This window comes from Gluconobacter albidus, from assembly GCF_002005485.1.
GTDB lineage: Bacteria > Pseudomonadota > Alphaproteobacteria > Acetobacterales > Acetobacteraceae > Gluconobacter > Gluconobacter albidus.
The window spans coordinates 3024121-3039566 of sequence record NZ_CP014689.1 but is presented as its reverse complement, the minus strand read 5'-3'; the positions used below and the strand labels follow the sequence as shown (position 1 = coordinate 3039566).

Here is a 15446-nt window from a genome sequence, read left to right as displayed (position 1 = left end):
GTCGGGAGCGTCAGACGCTCTCGGCAACCCAGTTCCGGGTCTTTGTCGCAAGGCCAATGCCCGGATTGAAGCAGTTGCACGGATCGAGGCTGCGGTAATGGGCGACCATCTCGTCCGGCGCCTTGTAGAGATGCCCGACATTGTGTTCCGCCGGATAGCGCGCGCCGCGGGCGTCCAGTCCGGGGAGCATGTCGTGCTCCACCTGCATGGCGTTGTAGCCCTTTTTGATCACGTAATCCTGGTGCATCACGTGGCAGAAGAAATGACCGTAATAGAGTTTGACGATGATCTTGTCCTCGATCTCCTTCGGCAGAACCTCGAACCACTCACGATCATTGCGGCGCAGGGCGACATCGAGCGCCACGATGTCTTCGGCCGTTTTCGTGTGGATTGCGCGGTACCGCACGGCAGCACCGGCCGCGGCAAAGCGGTGCAGGAAGGCAAGCTTGCCTTCTTCGGGCGTACATTCGAAGAAAGCGCCCCCCGTGCCTGAGGCCCACTGTTCCAGATAGGTCCGAACGGGCGCGGTCATGGGGGCCGAGACCTTGAGCATCAGGTGATGCTCGAAACGGTCACGGTATTCGCACATGCGCCGGGGAAGCTGCTTTGGCAGGAAGTGGCTGAGGACCTGCATCGCCAGATCGCTGAAATGATCGGACAGGAACGGCAGTTTCTGCGCGAAAACGTCGAAGCGGGACTTCATCGAGAAGAATTTCGGCAGGTATTTCGTGCCGAAATAGCGGATGACCGCAAACGTGTCCTTACCGTATTTCTCGGCGATGTCGAACGCATCACGGTGCAGGTACTCACCGGCGATCGGCAGTTCGTCAAAATGGGTCAGGGCATGACGGCGCAGGTCTTCAAGATCGGACGTGCTGTTCGTCCCGATATAGAACACGGCCGGGTTTTTGTTCGCCTCGAATGTGTCCAGGCGGACCGCAAACACGACCAGCTTGCCCGCGCATCCCGCGGCTTCATACCAGCGGTTGGGATCGGCATTGAACCGGGCGGGCGTATCGGCATCCACGTCCCGGACATGGGTGGCGTAATTTTCGTCGTGACCGCGTCCGGCGTTCCAGTCGATGGCGGCTTCGGGAAGCTGTCCGGCCTGCACGGCGGCGAGGATCTGTTCCGGGTTGCCGTCCAGACGGATGCCGAGATGATTGACGAGATGCAGTTTGCCGTCCGGACCCATCTGGCCGAACAGCGCCATTTCGGTGAAGGCGGGACCACGCTGGACCAGCGCGCCGCCGGAATTGTTGCTGACACCGCCCAGAACCGACGCACCGATACAGGACGACCCGATCACGGAATGGGGTTCGCGGCCGATGGCAGCGAGTTTGTCTTCCAGATCATGCAGGGTGGAACCGGGCAGACACACGACCTGCCGCCCCTCGCCAATCAGGTGGATGCCGTCCAGACGGTTTGTGCTGATGATGACCACGCCCCGGTCATAGTCGTTGCCATCAGGGGTGGAGCCGCCCGTCAAGCCCGTATTGGCGGCCTGCATGATGATGATCCGGCCGGATTCGGCGCAGAGCTTCGCGGCACGCCACAATTCGACAAGGCTGCCCGGCTGAAGCACCGCCACCACGTCTCCCATGCCGAAACGGAACCCCTTGCGGAAGCGATAGGTCGCCGAAGGTGTCGTCAGGACATGTCGCGCCCCGAGAATGGCGCGGAGAGAGTGGATAAGCGAGGCATCGCTGACTTCTGAGCTGGCCTCGGAACTGCCTTGTAGTGACGCTGACATTCTGTTGTCTTTCCTGTCGGCAAAGTGATCGCCGCTGGTCCTAACATGGGGCTGCAAGAAACCACTCTTCAACCCTGCGTGTTATTTTACGCGCCCAAAGAGGCGTTCAAGTTCCCGTCGTGTCAGTCTGAGCCATGTGGGCCGTCCATGCGAGCAGGTATTGGCGCGCGGCGTACGTTCCATCTCCCGCAGCAGGGCATCCATTTCTTCAGGCTTGAGACGACGACCTGCGCGGATACTTCCATGACAGGCCATGCGCGCGAGAATGGCATCCAGATGATGTGCGAAACTTCCCGTACTGGCGGCATCCAGATCCGGATCGCTGGCCAGTTCGTCAGCGACGTCCTTCAGGAGGCCCTGAATGTCCTGCGCGCCCAGAAGGGCCGGAACCGACCGCAGCAGCACACTGCCGGGGCCGAAGGATTCGAGGTCGATCCCGAGTCTGGCCAGATCCTCCGCCCGTGCCATGAGGGCCTCGGCCTCGCGGCGGGGCAGATCCACCACTTCGGGCAGGAGGAGGGCCTGCGCACGCAGGGTGCCGCCGCTCGCGTATTGTTCGCGCAGACGCTCATGGGTCAGGCGTTCATGGGCCGCATGCTGGTCCACGAGGATCAGGTCACCATCGGGCGCAAGCGCGAGAATGTAGGTGTCGAAAACCTGCGCGATGGACGCGCCGAGCGGGAACGCCGGATCGAGCGCCTCGGGCTGCTGCGGGGCGCGGGCGGCGGGCGCGAAAGCGGGGTCCGTTTCCGCGAAACCCTGACGGGGCGCGGCCTGCGGGGTTTGGGGTGCACGCTCAGACCCTGACGTCGAGGCTGGGGGCAGGCTGGCCTGCAACGGGAGCGACGTCATCGTCTCGCGCGGTTCCGGCGGACGGATTTCTGGTGACCGGGGCGGATAGACGATGGAAGACCGCGGGGCGAAACTCGCATGGATGCCGCCTCCGCCCTTCGAGCCATGCCCCAGCGCCCGGCCCAGACCGCCGATGACGAGGGAGCGGATTTCGGCTTCGTCGGCGAAACGTAGTTCCGTCTTGGCGGGATGGACGTTCACGTCCAGCCGTTCCAGCGGAACTTTCAGATGCAGCGCCATGACCGGGAAGCGGCCGCGCTCGATGACGGGACGATAGGCTACACGAATGGCGGTGCGAAGCATCGGGTCTGTCACCGGACGGTTGTTGACCAGAATGAACTGCCCCGATCCGGTAGCGCGGGTCCGGGCCGGACCACAGGCAAAACCCGACAGGCGCACCGCACCGCGCTGTTCGTCGAGCGGGATCAGCGTATCGGGCGTGGTCTCGAGGATGGACGCCGCACGACTGATCGGGCTTTGTTCGGGCAGATCGAACAGGACCTTGTCATCCAGCAGGACACGCATGGCGCACTGGGGCGCGGACAGGGCCAGCCGCCGCATGACGGACTCGGCATGCCCGTTCTCAACGCGCGCACTTTTGAGGAATTTGCGTCGCGCCGGGGTGGCGAAGAACAGATCCGTCACAACCATGCGTGTGCCGACAGGGCCGGAAGCGGGCTGTGGTGGGGTGATGATGCCGCCATCAACGCGGATGCACCAGGCGGTATCGGCATCGGGCGTGCGGGACGTGATTGAAAGCCGCGCGCTGGCGCCGATGGAGGGCAGAGCCTCGCCCCGGAACCCGAGCGTCCGGATCTGGACGAGATGGTCGTCCTGAAGTTTGGAAGTGCAGTGCCGCTCGACAGCCAGTTCCAGCTCAAGCGGGCTCATGCCGCAACCATTATCCGTAACGTCGATCCGGTCCGTCCCCCCTGCACGCAGCGCGACCACGATGCGGGTTGCGCCGGAATCAATGGCGTTTTCGACCAGTTCCTTCAGCGCGGCGGCCGGACGTTCGATGACCTCGCCCGCTGCGATCAGGTCGATCACATGACCGGACAAGCGACGGATTGTTGGGCGACTTGGGGGGCGGGGAAAGGACGGGGCCTCGGTCACGATGCCTCCTCATCGTCCGGACTGGAGCCGGACGGCAGACAGGGCCGTTCCTTCTGCCCCGTCAGGGAGCGGAAGGAACGGGCATACTCAGAGAACGCCGAGGAAGGCTTTCTTCTTGCGGACCGTCGGGGTGGCGCCCGTTGCGGGGTTGCGGCCCAGAGCCGAGTTCTCGCGGATGCGACGGTTTTCGCCGTCACCATCGACGACGGACCCGGCATTGCCGCCTTTCCAGAACATCAGGTTGTCCACAAAGCCGGCATCGGCCGCGCCGAGTTCGGCATTGTTCGGCGCATTGGCGGACTTGTCCACCTGTCCGACCAGTGCGGTCTGCCCCGTGCTGCCTTTACCGGAGTCCGGATGCAGGGCCGTGTCCGGCGAGAGCGTTTCGAGCGCCTGCATGCGCGGGCTTTCGTCCGGGCGATGGGCATCCGCCGCGCCGGGGAGCTGCATCTGCTCGGAAGGCGGCATGGAGAGCGGCGCGCGGGTTGTGACGGTGTACTCGTCGGGCATGGCCCGTTCGAGACCGATCGCGCGGGAGACATCGGCGCCCGAGCAGCCCGAAAGCAGCAGGCCGACGGAAGCCATGGCACCCATCTGGACACTGAGACGGGCAACGAAAAGACGGTTACGACGCATGGAGGGCCCCTGGGACGCGATCATGATTGGAACACTCCTACAGTTCACACGGCGCGGGAGCAAGGCCGGACCAGGACGTGGAAACAAGTTCCGCCAGCGTATCACTTCGTGTTCGAAGCTCTGGCGGCCTGACGTTCGGCGAGAAGGGAGTCGATCAGCCAGACGGCCACACCGCAGACGATCCCGGAATCCGCGACGTTGAAGACATACCATGACCAGCCGAAAGCATGGGCATGCAGGAAATCCACGACCGCGCCATAGCGCAAACGGTCAATGGCATTGCCAATGGCGCCCCCGGCGATCGCACCACACGACGCCGCCACCAGCGTGCGCTTCGTACGCGTCAGCGTCCAGACCAGAAGCCCCACCGCAATCAGCGAGACAGCGCAGAAGATCCAGGGACCCCGGCTGCCCAGACCGCCGAACATGCCGAAAGTTACGGCATGGTTCCAAACCATCGTAAAGTTCAGGAACGGCAGGATCTCGACCGAGCCGCGATCCGGCAGGTGATAGGCATACAGGATCCAGTCCTTGCTGGCCTGATCCAGAACGAGAACCAGAAGCAGCAGAACGAAGCCCAGAACCATGCGCCCCGTGCGGCTCATACCGTCATGCCACAGGGACATCAGGCGCTCACCACGTCGATGCAGCGGCGGCACAGGGCAGGATGTTCGGCATTTTCGCCAACTTCCGGCAGGACTTTCCAGCAGCGGGCGCATTTATGGCCCGGCGCACGCTCGACCTGCGGGCCGCCATGGGCCGTGTCGCCCGGCAGCAGCTCGGTTTCGGCATGGGACGTGATGAGAAGTTCGGCCCAGTCGAGCCCCCCCAGAATTCCGGCTTCTTCCTGCGACAGCGGCAGCGTGACGCTGGCTTCGAGCGAGGAGCCGATCGTGCCGTCACGACGGGCCGTTTCCAGCTCGGTCGTGACAAGGCGGCGATAGGCGCGGATGTCTTCCCAGCGGTTGCCGAGTTCGGGGTCGTTCCATTCAACGTCCGGCTCAAAGAACTGCGCAAGATGCACGCTGTCGTTCTCGCCGAAACGGGCCTGCCAGGCTTCTTCCGCCGTGAAGACGAGAACAGGGGCCAGCCAGGTGCAGAGCGCGCGGTGCAGGACGTCCAGAACCGTGCGGGCCGCGCGGCGCGTCGGATCGGATTTGGCGTCGCAGTAGATCGCGTCCTTGCGGATGTCGAAATAGAACGCCGAGAGGTCGGTGGTGCAGAACCCGTGCAGCGCCGGATACACACCCACCCACTGATGCGTTTCGACCGCGCTGGAGATCAGACCGCGCAGTTCCGACAGGCGGTGCAGGATATACTGCTCTAGCGGCGGCAGATCGGCATAAGACACGGCTTCTTCAGGCGTGAAGCCATCAAGCGCGCCGAGGAGCCAGCGCAGCGTGTTGCGCAGGCGGCGGTAGAGCTCGCCCTGCTGCTTGAGGATTTCCTGCCCGATGCGAAGGTCTTCGTTCGTGTCGGAGTTCAGGACCCACAGACGCAGAATATCCGCGCCGAGACTGTCCGTCACGTCAGACGGGGCCACGACATTGCCCAGCGACTTGGACATCTTGCGGCCCTGCTCGTCCATGACGAAGCCGTTGGTCACGAGCGCCTTGTAGGGCGCAACGCCCATCGTGCCGACGCTTTCCAGCAGGGAGGACTGGAACCAGCCGCGATGCTGGTCGGAGCCTTCAAGGTAGACATCGGCGGGGAAGTTCAGCCCCTCCTGCCCCAGATCGAAGCGATGGGACGAGCCGCTTTCAAACCAGACATCCACGATGTCGAAGACCTGTTCATAATCGGCGGGATTGCGGTCGGCGCCAAGGAACACGGCCGGGTCGGCTTCATACCAGACATCAGCCCCCTTCTCCCGGAAGGCCTCGACGATGCGCTGCATGACGGCGGCATCGCGCAGGACCTCGCCGGTGCGCTTCTCAACGAAAACCGCGATCGGCACGCCCCAGGCGCGCTGGCGGGAGATGCACCAGTCGGGGCGCTGTTCGATCATCGACGTGAGACGGCGGCGTGCCGCTTCGGGGACGAAGGTGACGTTATCCAGCGCGCTGAGGGATTTTTCGCGCAGCTTCGTCTCGCCATCCATCGCGATGAACCACTGCGGCGTCGCCCGGAAAATGATCGGGGCTCTGGAGCGCCAGGAATGCGGGTAGGAATGGCGGACCGAGCCGCGGGCCATAAGGCCGGTGGCGGGTGCGTCGTCATGTTCGGCGGACTGGCGGGCTTCCGTCAACAGGTCGCAGACCGGATCGGCGGCCTTGAAGACGTGAATGCCAGCCAGATGCGGAACCCACGGCGCGTAACGACCGTCGTCTTCCACCAGTTCGGGGACTTCGATGCCGTACTGGCGGCAGAGTGCAAAGTCGTCCTGACCATGCGACGGCGCCATGTGGACGAGGCCCGTACCGGCATCGGTCGTGACGAACTCGCCCGGCAGCATCGGCACGTCATATTCATAGCCACGGCCGCGCAGCGGATGGGCGCAGACCGCACCTTCGAGGCCATTGCCCGGCAGGGTGTAGAGAATGTGATGGGCCGTGATGCCGGCATCCGCGGAGAACGCTTCCACGCGGTCTTCAGCCACCAACAGTTTCGCGCCCTGCGGAACGACACTGTTCTCGTTCGTCTCGTCAACGCGCAGAACCACGTAGGTGATGTCCGGACCGTAAGCGAGCGCGCGGTTGGCGGGGATGGTCCAGGGCGTGGTCGTCCAGATGACGGCCGAGACGCCACTCAGGGCGTGGGCCGGCGTCGGGTCCTTGATGACCGGGAAGGCCACGAAGATCGTGGTGGAGTCGATATCGTGGTATTCGATCTCGGCTTCGGCCAGGGCGGTCTTCTCGACCGGGCTCCACATGACTGGGCGCAGGCCGCGATAGAGGCTGCCATTGAGCAGGAACTTGCCGATTTCATCGACGATCTTGGCTTCGGAGCTGAAGTCCATCGTCACATAGCGGTTGGCCCATTCGGCCTGTACGCCGATGCGCTTGAAGTCTTCAGCCTGTTTCTGGACCCATTCGGCAGCGTACTGGCGGCACTCGGCGCGGAACTGGAGCAGCGGCACCTGGTCCTTGTCCTTGCCGGCCTTGCGATACTGCTCCTCGATCCGCCATTCGATCGGCAGGCCATGACAGTCCCAGCCCGGAAGATAACGGACCTCGTAACCCGACATGCGATGGGCGCGGTTGACCACGTCCTTCATCACCTTGTTCAGGGCGTGTCCGATATGAATGTGACCGTTGGCGTAGGGGGGGCCGTCGTGAAGCGTGAAGACGGGACGTCCCTTCCCGGCTTCGCGGATCCGGTCGTCCAGCCCCATCGCAGCCCAGCGGGCGAGCGTCTCGGGCTCGCGCTTGGGCAGGCCGCCACGCATCGGAAAGCCGGTGCGGGGAAGGAACACGGTATCGCGGTAGCGGTCCTGCTGTTCCTTGAATGCGGCGACGGAAGGATCGGGAGTCTTATCGGACATGGGGGACGGGCCAGTTTCGGTCATTCACATTAAGGGGGACCATATGGAGATCGGGAGCCAATCCGGTCAAGTCCAGGGTTGAGGGCGGCAGCAATGCAGGGCCGCCTCAAAGCGGGTTGCCGGGACAGCAGGACTGGCGGATGATGCGGGATATGGCGCTTTTTTCAGAAGGCAGGTCCGTGCGGTCACATCGTTTTTTCCAGTCTGTTGCAGGGCTTGTTCTGGTTTTCTGCACGGGGGCCCTGGCACAGGCGCCCCGCTGTCCGGCGGCGGCGAGTGTGCCGGAAAAGGCCCGGATGGGGCAGATGTTCCGGACGGCTCCGGACCGGGGCTTTTTGTGGAAAGTGACGAAGGACGGGCATTCGTCGTGGCTGTATGGGACGCTGCATGTCGCGAAGCAGGACTGGCTGATGCCCGGTCCGCTGACACGCTCTGCGATCCTGCACAGCAGTAAGGTCGCGCTGGAGCTTGATCTGAACGCCCCCGATACTGCGACCATCTTGCGCCAACCCGAAGATGCGGTGCGCTGGGCGCATCTCGTGCAGTCCGGACGCAAGGTGAAGGTGGATGCCCTCATGGATCAGCAATGCGTGCCCAGCGCGGCGTTCGCGCATGTGGCTGTGGGCGTGGAGGCGGCCGGGGTCGAATCCCTGGCCTCACGCTGGGACGGATATTATCCGGATTATGCCGTGGATGCCGTGCTTCAAGGCATGGCGGGCAGTCTGAAAAAACCGCTGATCGGGCTGGAGACGGTGCAGATGCAGCGTGACCTGCTGATCGGGCCGGATCAGGCGGATGAAGATGCGTTCATCGACGACATCGTCAAGGGCGTGTCATCGGGCAAGACACAGACCGAAAACCGGCGGCTTGCTGAAATGTGGGCATCCAGTGACGTGAAGCGGCTGGATGCGTACCGGGACTGGTGTGACTGTCTGAACACTGCGCAGGAACGGCGCTTCATGTCGCGGCTTCTGGACGATCGGAATGTCGGCATGGCGCAGAAAATCGAACAGCTTCATGCCGGTGGGGCCTCCCTGTTCGTGGCGGTAGGCTCCCTGCATATGGCCGGGCCGAAGGGACTGCCCGCCCTGCTGCGAAAGGACGGATTTGAGGTCCAGCAGATCGTGCCGGCACTCTGATGAAGCGGATCGTTCGGAAATTTCTGGGCCGCAAAGCCCGCCCCCGTCGTCCTGAGGCCCCTGTCCTGCCACCGCAGATCGAAGAAATCCGGCAGGGGGCGCTGAAGGGTCAGCATCTTCAGATCGTGCAATGGGGGCAGGTGCTGCTGGACAGCGTGCATGTTCCGCGCGATCCGGCGGGGGCGCTGGACTGGTTCACGATCGCGGCCAGTGCCGGGTTCGGGCCGGGGCACAACATGCGCGGCCGGTGTTTCCAGTTCGGCTGGGGCTGCGAGAAGGATCTGCAACAGGCAGCGCACTGTTACGCCGCCGCCGCCACTGCGGGCGACGAATGGGGCCGGTACAATCTGGGCATCCTGACCATGCGCGGGATTGGCATGGACGCGGATCTGCCACGGGCGCTGGATCTGTTCCGCACGGCCGCCGGTCACGGTCATGCGAAATCCATGAACCTTTATGCGCGGTTTCTGGAAGAAGGCTGGGTCGTGCCACAGGACCGGGCGGCAGCGCTGGACTGGTACCGGCAATCGGCCGAGGGCGGCGATTACCGGGGGCAGCACAATTATGCGACGGCGCTCGTGGATGCCGGAAAAACCGAAGAAGCGCTGGGCTGGTGGCGTCAGGCGGTTGTGGATGCGACGTCCGACATCCTGCTGGCGATGGACCAGAAACTTACAGCGCTGGGGCCGAAAGGCGATGCGGACCTGCTGGAGCGGGTCCGCACGCGCCTGAAAGAGATGGGAATTTCTCCTTCAGGCGAAGCTGTTTCGGCTCAGTAATTCGCCGAAAGGTTGAAGAGGAAGGACCGTCCGACAGCCGGAGTGGCGCGATCGCTGAACAGATTGCTGTAATTCAGGCGGTTGTCGAGGTTGTAGCCGTTCATGGCCACGCGCCAGTGCTTGCCGAAATTATGGGAAATCACGGCATCCCACTCCACGGTCGCGGGCACATACCCTGTATTTGTGGCATTCAGATAAACGCCGTCACGCCAGGTCAGGCCTCCGCCAAACGTGACGTTCCACGGGCGGTTCGGCGCGATCGTATAGGTAGACCAGATGGTGGCGGAGTTTTTCGGAGCATACTGGATGCGCTTGCCGACATCGGCGGCCGTCAGGGACGAGACGGTTGTGGCGTCGTAATAGGCGTAGGTGCCGATCATGGTCCAGTTCTTCAGGATCTCACCCGACACACTGAGTTCGACGCCCTGATTGCGCTGGCGATCGCTGGAAGACGACACATCGCCCGTTGAAGGATCGGTCATGAGGGCGTTGCCCTTTTCCAGACGGAAAACGGAGGCCGTAAAGCCCATGCGGCCATGGAAGGCGTTATACTTCGCTCCCAGTTCGTACAGACTGCTGCGCTCGGGGCTGAAGCCCTGCGTGGAGGATTTCAGGGGTTCGGAGCTGTTCGTCACATACAGGCCCAGCGGCGTGGTGGACTGCGCCCAGTTGAAATAGACCATGAGATCGCTGGTCGGCGTGTACATCAGGCTGACGGTCGGATTGAATGTGTCCTGCTGCTGCCCGTAGGCCACGCCTGCGCCGATCGTGCCGCCATTGGCCGAATAGTGACTGTCCCAGTGGTCCCAGCGAAAACCGCCACGGATCGAGAATTCCGGCAGAAGCCAGATCTGTTCAGAGAAGAACGCGCCCACATCGGTGGCATCACCCGTTTTATAGAGCGCACGGCCAACGCCGGGGATGCTGACGAGGGTACCGCTATACTGGCCCAGTGTGCCGAGCAGCAGTCCGGGCTGTGTGGCGGAGGGATGGAGCAGGCTTGTGGTATCGGTTCGCGTGCCGTTCTGGCCATTGAAATTATAGGCGTAATTGGTGCGGCGGTCATAGATATGCGCGACATCGACGCCGGCGATGATCTGGTGCCGGATGCTGCCCGTGGAGAATTTCGCAACGCCCGAGAAGACGTTCTGTACGGACCAGTCATCCTGCTGATAGGGCTCGGGACCGCCCAGATGACCGCGCCGGTTGACGGTCGCCGCCTGGGGGTTGTTGAAATAATTGGCCACGCAGGTCGTATCGCAGCCGGGCTGTGAGGAGGAGAAGTACCGGCTGTACATGCCGCCGCGCAGGTCGTCATACAGAGTGATATGCCTGTTCAGGTCGAATTTCAGGCGGCCTGTCAGCATGTCCACGTTTGAAGCATCCTGATCGTAGCTCGTGCCGTACCAGTTGTTGCGGTTCAGGCCGTATTCCGTCAGGGGCTTTGCAATGGTCGTGCCCGGCTTGGTCACGACCGGCACACCATAATCCGGCACGCGGTTGTCGGTCTGGTGGAAATATTCCAGCGTAAACGTCGTGCGCTTGCCCAGACCGAATGCGATCGACGGCGCGATGCCCCAGCGATGCGAATAGACGTTGTCGCGGCCGACCGTGTTGTTCTCGTTACCCATGCCAGTGATGCGGATGGCCGTGGAATCCCCGATCTGTTTATTGAAATCGAGCGTGCCGCGATAATAATCAGCGGAGCCTCCCGAGAAGCTGCCGCCATAGCTGTCGGCGAGATGGGCGACCTTGGTGGTGATGTTGATAGCGCCGCCCGTCGTGCCATTGCCGAAGACTTCGGAAGACGGTCCCTTGATGACCGAGACATGGTCATAATCGAAACTGTCGCGGGTATAGACGCCGAAATCGCGCAGGCCGTTCTCGTAAATGTCGTTCTGGGCCTGAAAACCGCGGATGAGGAACTGGTCGCCCGCCATGCCGCCCTCACCCTCGCCGACGGACGCTGTAATGCCCGGAACGTTGCGCAGGGCTTCGTCGAGGGATTTGACGTTCTGCTGCTGCATCAGAAGCTGGGGGACGATGTTGATCGTCTGCGGGGTATGCAGCGCATCTTCCGGCATCCGGCTCAGACCCATGGTCTCGTGCAGGATGTTCATGGGGGAACCGACGACCTGGAGGTGCTCTTCTTCCTCAGGGGCGGCGCTGATGCTGTTATCCGCCGTTTTCGGAACAGGCGTCACACTCTTCGGGGCCACAGGCCGCGTTTCCTGCGGGTGCAGGGCGTTATTTTTTTGGGGGGCCTGACGACGGGCCTTGTGATGGTGCCGGACATCAGTCTGCTGGGCATGGGCTGCGGTACAGACGAGCGTCAGGCCGGCAGCCAGAGAGAGCGAGCCCAGAGGCGGGCGAGGTGTTCTGGACGACATCGGATCATGATCCTGCAAACGAAAACTGATGCTGCCCTTAAAGATTTATTGAGAATTATTCTCAATACCGATTCCATAAAAATGCGAAGGATTCTCATTCTCTCTTCAAAGACGTGGCAGAAACGACACACAATGTCATACTGCAAAAAAAAACCCTCCCCCGAAAACGGGGAAGGGTGACGGTCCGGCGGGATTCAGAAGACTGGAGAAAGTTCAGTCAGCCAGAATGGAGCGGGCCTGTGCGGCATCGGCAGCAATCTGGGCCTTGAGTTCGTCCAGACCGGAGAATTTCTTTTCCTCACGCAGCAGCGCGATCAGCGCAACGCTGAGGGTCTGGCCGTACAGGTCTTCGTTGAAGTCGAAGAGATGGACTTCAAGGCGGCTTTCCCGGCCGTCATTGATCGTGGGACGACGGCCGATATTGGCGACACCGGGGATCACCCGGCCATCGGGCAGTGTAACGCGGGCGGCATAGACGCCGCGCGCGGGTTCGAGATGCTGCGTCAGGGGAATATTGGCCGTAGGGAAGCCGAGAAGACGCCCGCGCTGGTCTCCGTGCATGACAGGACCGGTGATGCTCCAGAGACGGCCCAGTTCCTCGGCTGCGCGCTCAGGATAGCCTTCCTGCAACAGGCGACGGATGCGGCTGGAGGAAATCGGGCCCCCGTCATCGACAAGCTGGGGCACGATGGTCAGACCGATTCCATGGGGCACGAGAAGAGCCTCAAGACGGTCGATATTGCCGTGACGACGGTGGCCGAATGCGAAATCCGCACCACAGGCCACATGCGCCACACCGAGGCCCTTCACGAGAACATCGTTCACGAACCGGTCGGCGCTCAGACGGGAGAATTCCGCATCGAACGGGATCTGGAAGACGTGTTCAACGCCCTGGCTGCCGAGGGCTGCGGCGCGGACATCCGGCAGCATCAGGCGGAACGGCGGGTCCTGCGGGCGGAACAGTGTTCGGGGGTGTGGGTCGAACGTGACAACCGAGAGCGGATGATCGGGCCGCGCCATCCGCAATGTTTCGAGGAGATGCACATGGCCGCGATGTACGCCGTCGAAATTGCCCAGCGCTGCCACCGTATTGCGGGCGGAGGCAGGGATATGGCGCCAGTCCGTGTGCAGGATCATACGACGGGCAGGCCAAACTGGCTGGAAACGGCGTTCAGGTCGGGAGCCTGCGCGACACCCGGATGCGGAATGGTGCCGTCCCGCTCGCGGACGAGCTGACAGACGCTCATCCCTGCGCTCTGGGCGGCATCCAGCTCTGCGCCGATATCGGACAAGAACAGGATTTCGTCTGCGGGAAGGCCGACGGCGGCGGTGATCTTTTCATAGGAGGCCGCGTCTTTTTTCCCGCCGGTCGAAAGATCGAAGAAGTCTTCGAACAGGGGCGTCAGATCGCCTTGTGCCGTATGGCCGTAGAGCAGTTTCTGCGACGGGATGGAGCCGGATGAGTAGACGGCCAGACGCAGGCCGCCTTTCGACCAGGCCTTCAGGGCGGGTGGCACATCCGGATACAGGTCGGCCTGAAGGGTGCCGTCCTCGAAACCCTGACGCCAGGTTAGGCCCTGAAGCGTCTTGAGAGGGGCTGCCTTCACATCCGCTTTCATCCAGTCCTGACAGACTGTCAGCGGGTCCTGTCCCGGATATTCCACGGCGATATCCGCCCGCGCCGCCACGACCGTCGGGTTCGTGTGGTCCTGAAGCAGGGCCGGAAGGGCCTTGGCCGCATAGGGGAACATGACGTCCCGCACGAAAGAGATCGGCAGGGTTGTGCCCTCGATATCAAGCAGGACGAGACGGATCATGGGGGACTTTCAGGGAACTTCAGCGGGAAAGCGGTTGGCGATGTCATCGCCGGTATATTGCGCGATCCAGCCGGTCGTGTCGGTGAAGACGCGCAGGGCCACCACGTCCGGCTTCGGCCCGGCGTCGAACCAGTGCGGGATGCCTGCAGGAACGGAGATCAGGTCCCCTTGGGTGCATAAAACGGAATAGACGCGCCCGCGGATATGCAGGACGAACGCGCCCTGCCCGTGCACGAAGAAACGGACTTCGTCTTCGCTGTGGGTGTGTTCGGACAGAAACTTTTTCCGGAGTTCCGGGAGGTTCGGCGTGGACGCGTTGATCCGCACCACATCCGCGCTGCCTGCGCCCGTCTCGCCCATCAGCGTGTCCAGATAGGGGCGGTAGGCCTCCAGAACCTCTTCCGCCGGGGCGTCAGGCGCCGGTGTAACGGGAGCCGACCAGCGGTCGAAGCGGATATTGTGGGGACGCAGGGTCTCCGCAATCTCGCCGGGCGTGGTGACGTCCAGCAGGATCATGTCGGGAGCATCATCGCGGTAAACGGTCAGGCGGCTCATGGTCAGGCCTTCTTCTGCAGACGGGCGAGTTCGCAGGCCAGCAGGAACTCAAGCCCTTCGAGGCGGGCCAGGGCCGTGAACATGTCCTTGCCCCAGACATAGACGCCGTGGCCGCGAATCAGATAGCCGAGGCGCATGTCCGCGAGCTTTGGCGCAACAACCGTGGCCAGCCGGGCGATGTCCTGATCGTTGTGAAACAGGGGCAGTTCCAGGCTCGTGTCATGAGTCGTCTGGCCTTCGAAGACCTTGAGGACTTCATAGCCCGCCAGCGTGATCGCGTCGGACGGTTCATCCATGGAGAGGATGGTCGCGGCGACGGAATGGCCATGCAGAACGGCGCCGATCGCGGGGTCATGGGCGTAAAGCTGCGTGTGCAGCAGCGTTTCCGCACTCGCGCGATTGGCGGGATCGACCGGCACGCCGTCCGGCGTGATCTCGATGACGTCGCTGTCCGTCAGAAAGCCTTTGTGGCCGCCGGAGCGGGTAATGGCGATCCGGCCATCCGGCAGGCGACATGACAGGTTGCCCGCCGTTGCCGGAACCCAGCCGCGCTGGTCCATCCGCTGGCCGGCCTGCACGATCTGGCGGCTGGCATTGCCCCAGCTTTCATCAACCTTGAGGTTCTGCATCAGACCTGATTGCGGTGTGTTTCGCTGTTGGTCGTCTGGCTATAGCCGGGGTTCTGGTTCGGCGGCGAAATATGACCCGGAGCCTGCGGGGCGTCCGTCGCGGTCATGGATTCATCGTCGGCCATGTTCTTCTTGAAGGACTTGATGCCCTTCGCAAAGTCTCCCATCAGGCCGCTGATCTTGCCGCCGCCGCCAAACACGACGAGCAGGACGACCGCCAGAATCAGCCAGTGAACGGGGCTCATGCTACCCATAGTGTGTTACTCCGAAAAGCGAGGGCATCCACCCGAGGCCTC

13 protein-coding genes are annotated in these 15446 nt (G+C 62.8%); 2 read left to right on the top strand and 11 right to left on the bottom strand.

Features of this window, described 5'->3' with window-relative positions; translation table 11 throughout:
- Nucleotides 1–10 precede the first annotated feature (10 nt).
- The 5 genes from dld to ileS form a co-directional block, all read right to left on the bottom strand.
- Complete coding sequence (gene dld / locus A0U94_RS13970) at nucleotides 11–1753, bottom strand: D-lactate dehydrogenase (protein WP_062108384.1); 1743 nt, start codon at nucleotides 1751–1753, stop codon at nucleotides 11–13.
- A gap of 81 nt (nucleotides 1754–1834) precedes the next feature.
- Nucleotides 1835–3721: a DNA mismatch repair endonuclease MutL gene (gene mutL / locus A0U94_RS13965; RefSeq protein WP_077803718.1), complete on the bottom strand. Its 1887-nt coding sequence runs from the start codon at nucleotides 3719–3721 to the stop codon at nucleotides 1835–1837.
- Nucleotides 3722–3808: 87 nt separating this feature from the next.
- Nucleotides 3809–4381, bottom strand: a complete 573-nt coding sequence (locus A0U94_RS13960) for a DUF3035 domain-containing protein (RefSeq protein WP_062030712.1) — start codon at nucleotides 4379–4381, stop codon at nucleotides 3809–3811.
- 77 nt (nucleotides 4382–4458) lie between these two features.
- The gene (lspA, locus tag A0U94_RS13955) at nucleotides 4459–4983 is read right to left on the bottom strand and encodes a signal peptidase II (RefSeq protein ID WP_077803717.1); all 525 of its coding nucleotides are present in this window, start codon (nucleotides 4981–4983) and stop codon (nucleotides 4459–4461) included.
- On the bottom strand, nucleotides 4983–7841 hold the full coding sequence (gene ileS / locus A0U94_RS13950) for an isoleucine--tRNA ligase (RefSeq protein WP_077803716.1): 2859 nt from the start codon (nucleotides 7839–7841) through the stop codon (nucleotides 4983–4985). The genes lspA and ileS overlap by 1 nt, the downstream gene beginning before the upstream one ends.
- Nucleotides 7842–8020: 179 nt before the next feature.
- On the opposite strand from ileS, the gene A0U94_RS13945 reads away from it, so the two are divergent.
- Together A0U94_RS13945 and A0U94_RS13940 are read left to right on the top strand one after the other, a co-directional pair.
- Nucleotides 8021–8980, top strand: coding sequence for a TraB/GumN family protein (locus A0U94_RS13945; protein WP_244178024.1), 960 nt, complete (start codon nucleotides 8021–8023; stop codon nucleotides 8978–8980).
- Nucleotides 8980–9759: a tetratricopeptide repeat protein gene (locus A0U94_RS13940; protein ID WP_077803714.1), complete on the top strand. Its 780-nt coding sequence runs from the start codon at nucleotides 8980–8982 to the stop codon at nucleotides 9757–9759. The genes A0U94_RS13945 and A0U94_RS13940 overlap by 1 nt, the downstream gene beginning before the upstream one ends.
- Here the strand turns inward: A0U94_RS13940 and A0U94_RS13935 are convergent.
- The 6 genes from A0U94_RS13935 to A0U94_RS13910 form a co-directional block, all read right to left on the bottom strand.
- Nucleotides 9753–12149: a TonB-dependent receptor gene (locus tag A0U94_RS13935; protein WP_077803713.1), complete on the bottom strand. Its 2397-nt coding sequence runs from the start codon at nucleotides 12147–12149 to the stop codon at nucleotides 9753–9755. The genes A0U94_RS13940 and A0U94_RS13935 overlap by 7 nt on opposite strands.
- Before the next feature lie 213 nt (nucleotides 12150–12362).
- Nucleotides 12363–13286 (bottom strand): bifunctional riboflavin kinase/FAD synthetase, encoded by a 924-nt coding sequence (locus A0U94_RS13930; protein WP_077803712.1) that lies wholly within the window; start codon nucleotides 13284–13286, stop codon nucleotides 12363–12365.
- Complete coding sequence (gene mtnC / locus A0U94_RS13925; protein WP_077803711.1) at nucleotides 13283–13966, bottom strand: acireductone synthase; 684 nt, start codon at nucleotides 13964–13966, stop codon at nucleotides 13283–13285. Before mtnC ends, A0U94_RS13930 begins: the two co-directional genes overlap by 4 nt.
- Before the next feature lie 9 nt (nucleotides 13967–13975).
- Nucleotides 13976–14521 carry a 1,2-dihydroxy-3-keto-5-methylthiopentene dioxygenase gene (locus A0U94_RS13920; protein WP_077803710.1) on the bottom strand — a complete coding sequence of 182 codons (546 nt, stop codon included), beginning with the start codon at nucleotides 14519–14521 and terminating at the stop codon, nucleotides 13976–13978.
- Nucleotides 14522–14523: 2 nt separating this feature from the next.
- Complete coding sequence (locus tag A0U94_RS13915; RefSeq protein ID WP_062108391.1) at nucleotides 14524–15150, bottom strand: methylthioribulose 1-phosphate dehydratase; 627 nt, start codon at nucleotides 15148–15150, stop codon at nucleotides 14524–14526.
- Complete coding sequence (locus A0U94_RS13910) at nucleotides 15150–15404, bottom strand: twin-arginine translocase TatA/TatE family subunit (protein ID WP_062108393.1); 255 nt, start codon at nucleotides 15402–15404, stop codon at nucleotides 15150–15152. The genes A0U94_RS13915 and A0U94_RS13910 overlap by 1 nt, the downstream gene beginning before the upstream one ends.
- Between the last annotated feature and the right edge of the window lie 42 nt (nucleotides 15405–15446).

What these genes read in the sequence shown, in the direction of transcription:
- dld (WP_062108384.1), bottom strand. Translation starts at nt 1,753, where the DNA reads ATGTCAGCGTCACTACAAGGCAGTTCCGAGGCCAGCTCAGAAGTCAGC.
- A0U94_RS13960 (WP_062030712.1), bottom strand. Translation starts at nt 4,381, where the DNA reads ATGATCGCGTCCCAGGGGCCCTCCATGCGTCGTAACCGTCTTTTCGTT.
- lspA (WP_077803717.1), bottom strand. Translation starts at nt 4,983, where the DNA reads ATGTCCCTGTGGCATGACGGTATGAGCCGCACGGGGCGCATGGTTCTG.
- ileS (WP_077803716.1), bottom strand. Translation starts at nt 7,841, where the DNA reads ATGTCCGATAAGACTCCCGATCCTTCCGTCGCCGCATTCAAGGAACAG.
- A0U94_RS13940 (WP_077803714.1), top strand. Translation starts at nt 8,980, where the DNA reads ATGAAGCGGATCGTTCGGAAATTTCTGGGCCGCAAAGCCCGCCCCCGT.
- A0U94_RS13935 (WP_077803713.1), bottom strand. Translation starts at nt 12,149, where the DNA reads ATGTCGTCCAGAACACCTCGCCCGCCTCTGGGCTCGCTCTCTCTGGCT.
- A0U94_RS13930 (WP_077803712.1), bottom strand. Translation starts at nt 13,286, where the DNA reads ATGATCCTGCACACGGACTGGCGCCATATCCCTGCCTCCGCCCGCAAT.
- mtnC (WP_077803711.1), bottom strand. Translation starts at nt 13,966, where the DNA reads ATGATCCGTCTCGTCCTGCTTGATATCGAGGGCACAACCCTGCCGATC.
- A0U94_RS13920 (WP_077803710.1), bottom strand. Translation starts at nt 14,521, where the DNA reads ATGAGCCGCCTGACCGTTTACCGCGATGATGCTCCCGACATGATCCTG.
- A0U94_RS13915 (WP_062108391.1), bottom strand. Translation starts at nt 15,150, where the DNA reads ATGCAGAACCTCAAGGTTGATGAAAGCTGGGGCAATGCCAGCCGCCAG.
- A0U94_RS13910 (WP_062108393.1), bottom strand. Translation starts at nt 15,404, where the DNA reads ATGGGTAGCATGAGCCCCGTTCACTGGCTGATTCTGGCGGTCGTCCTG.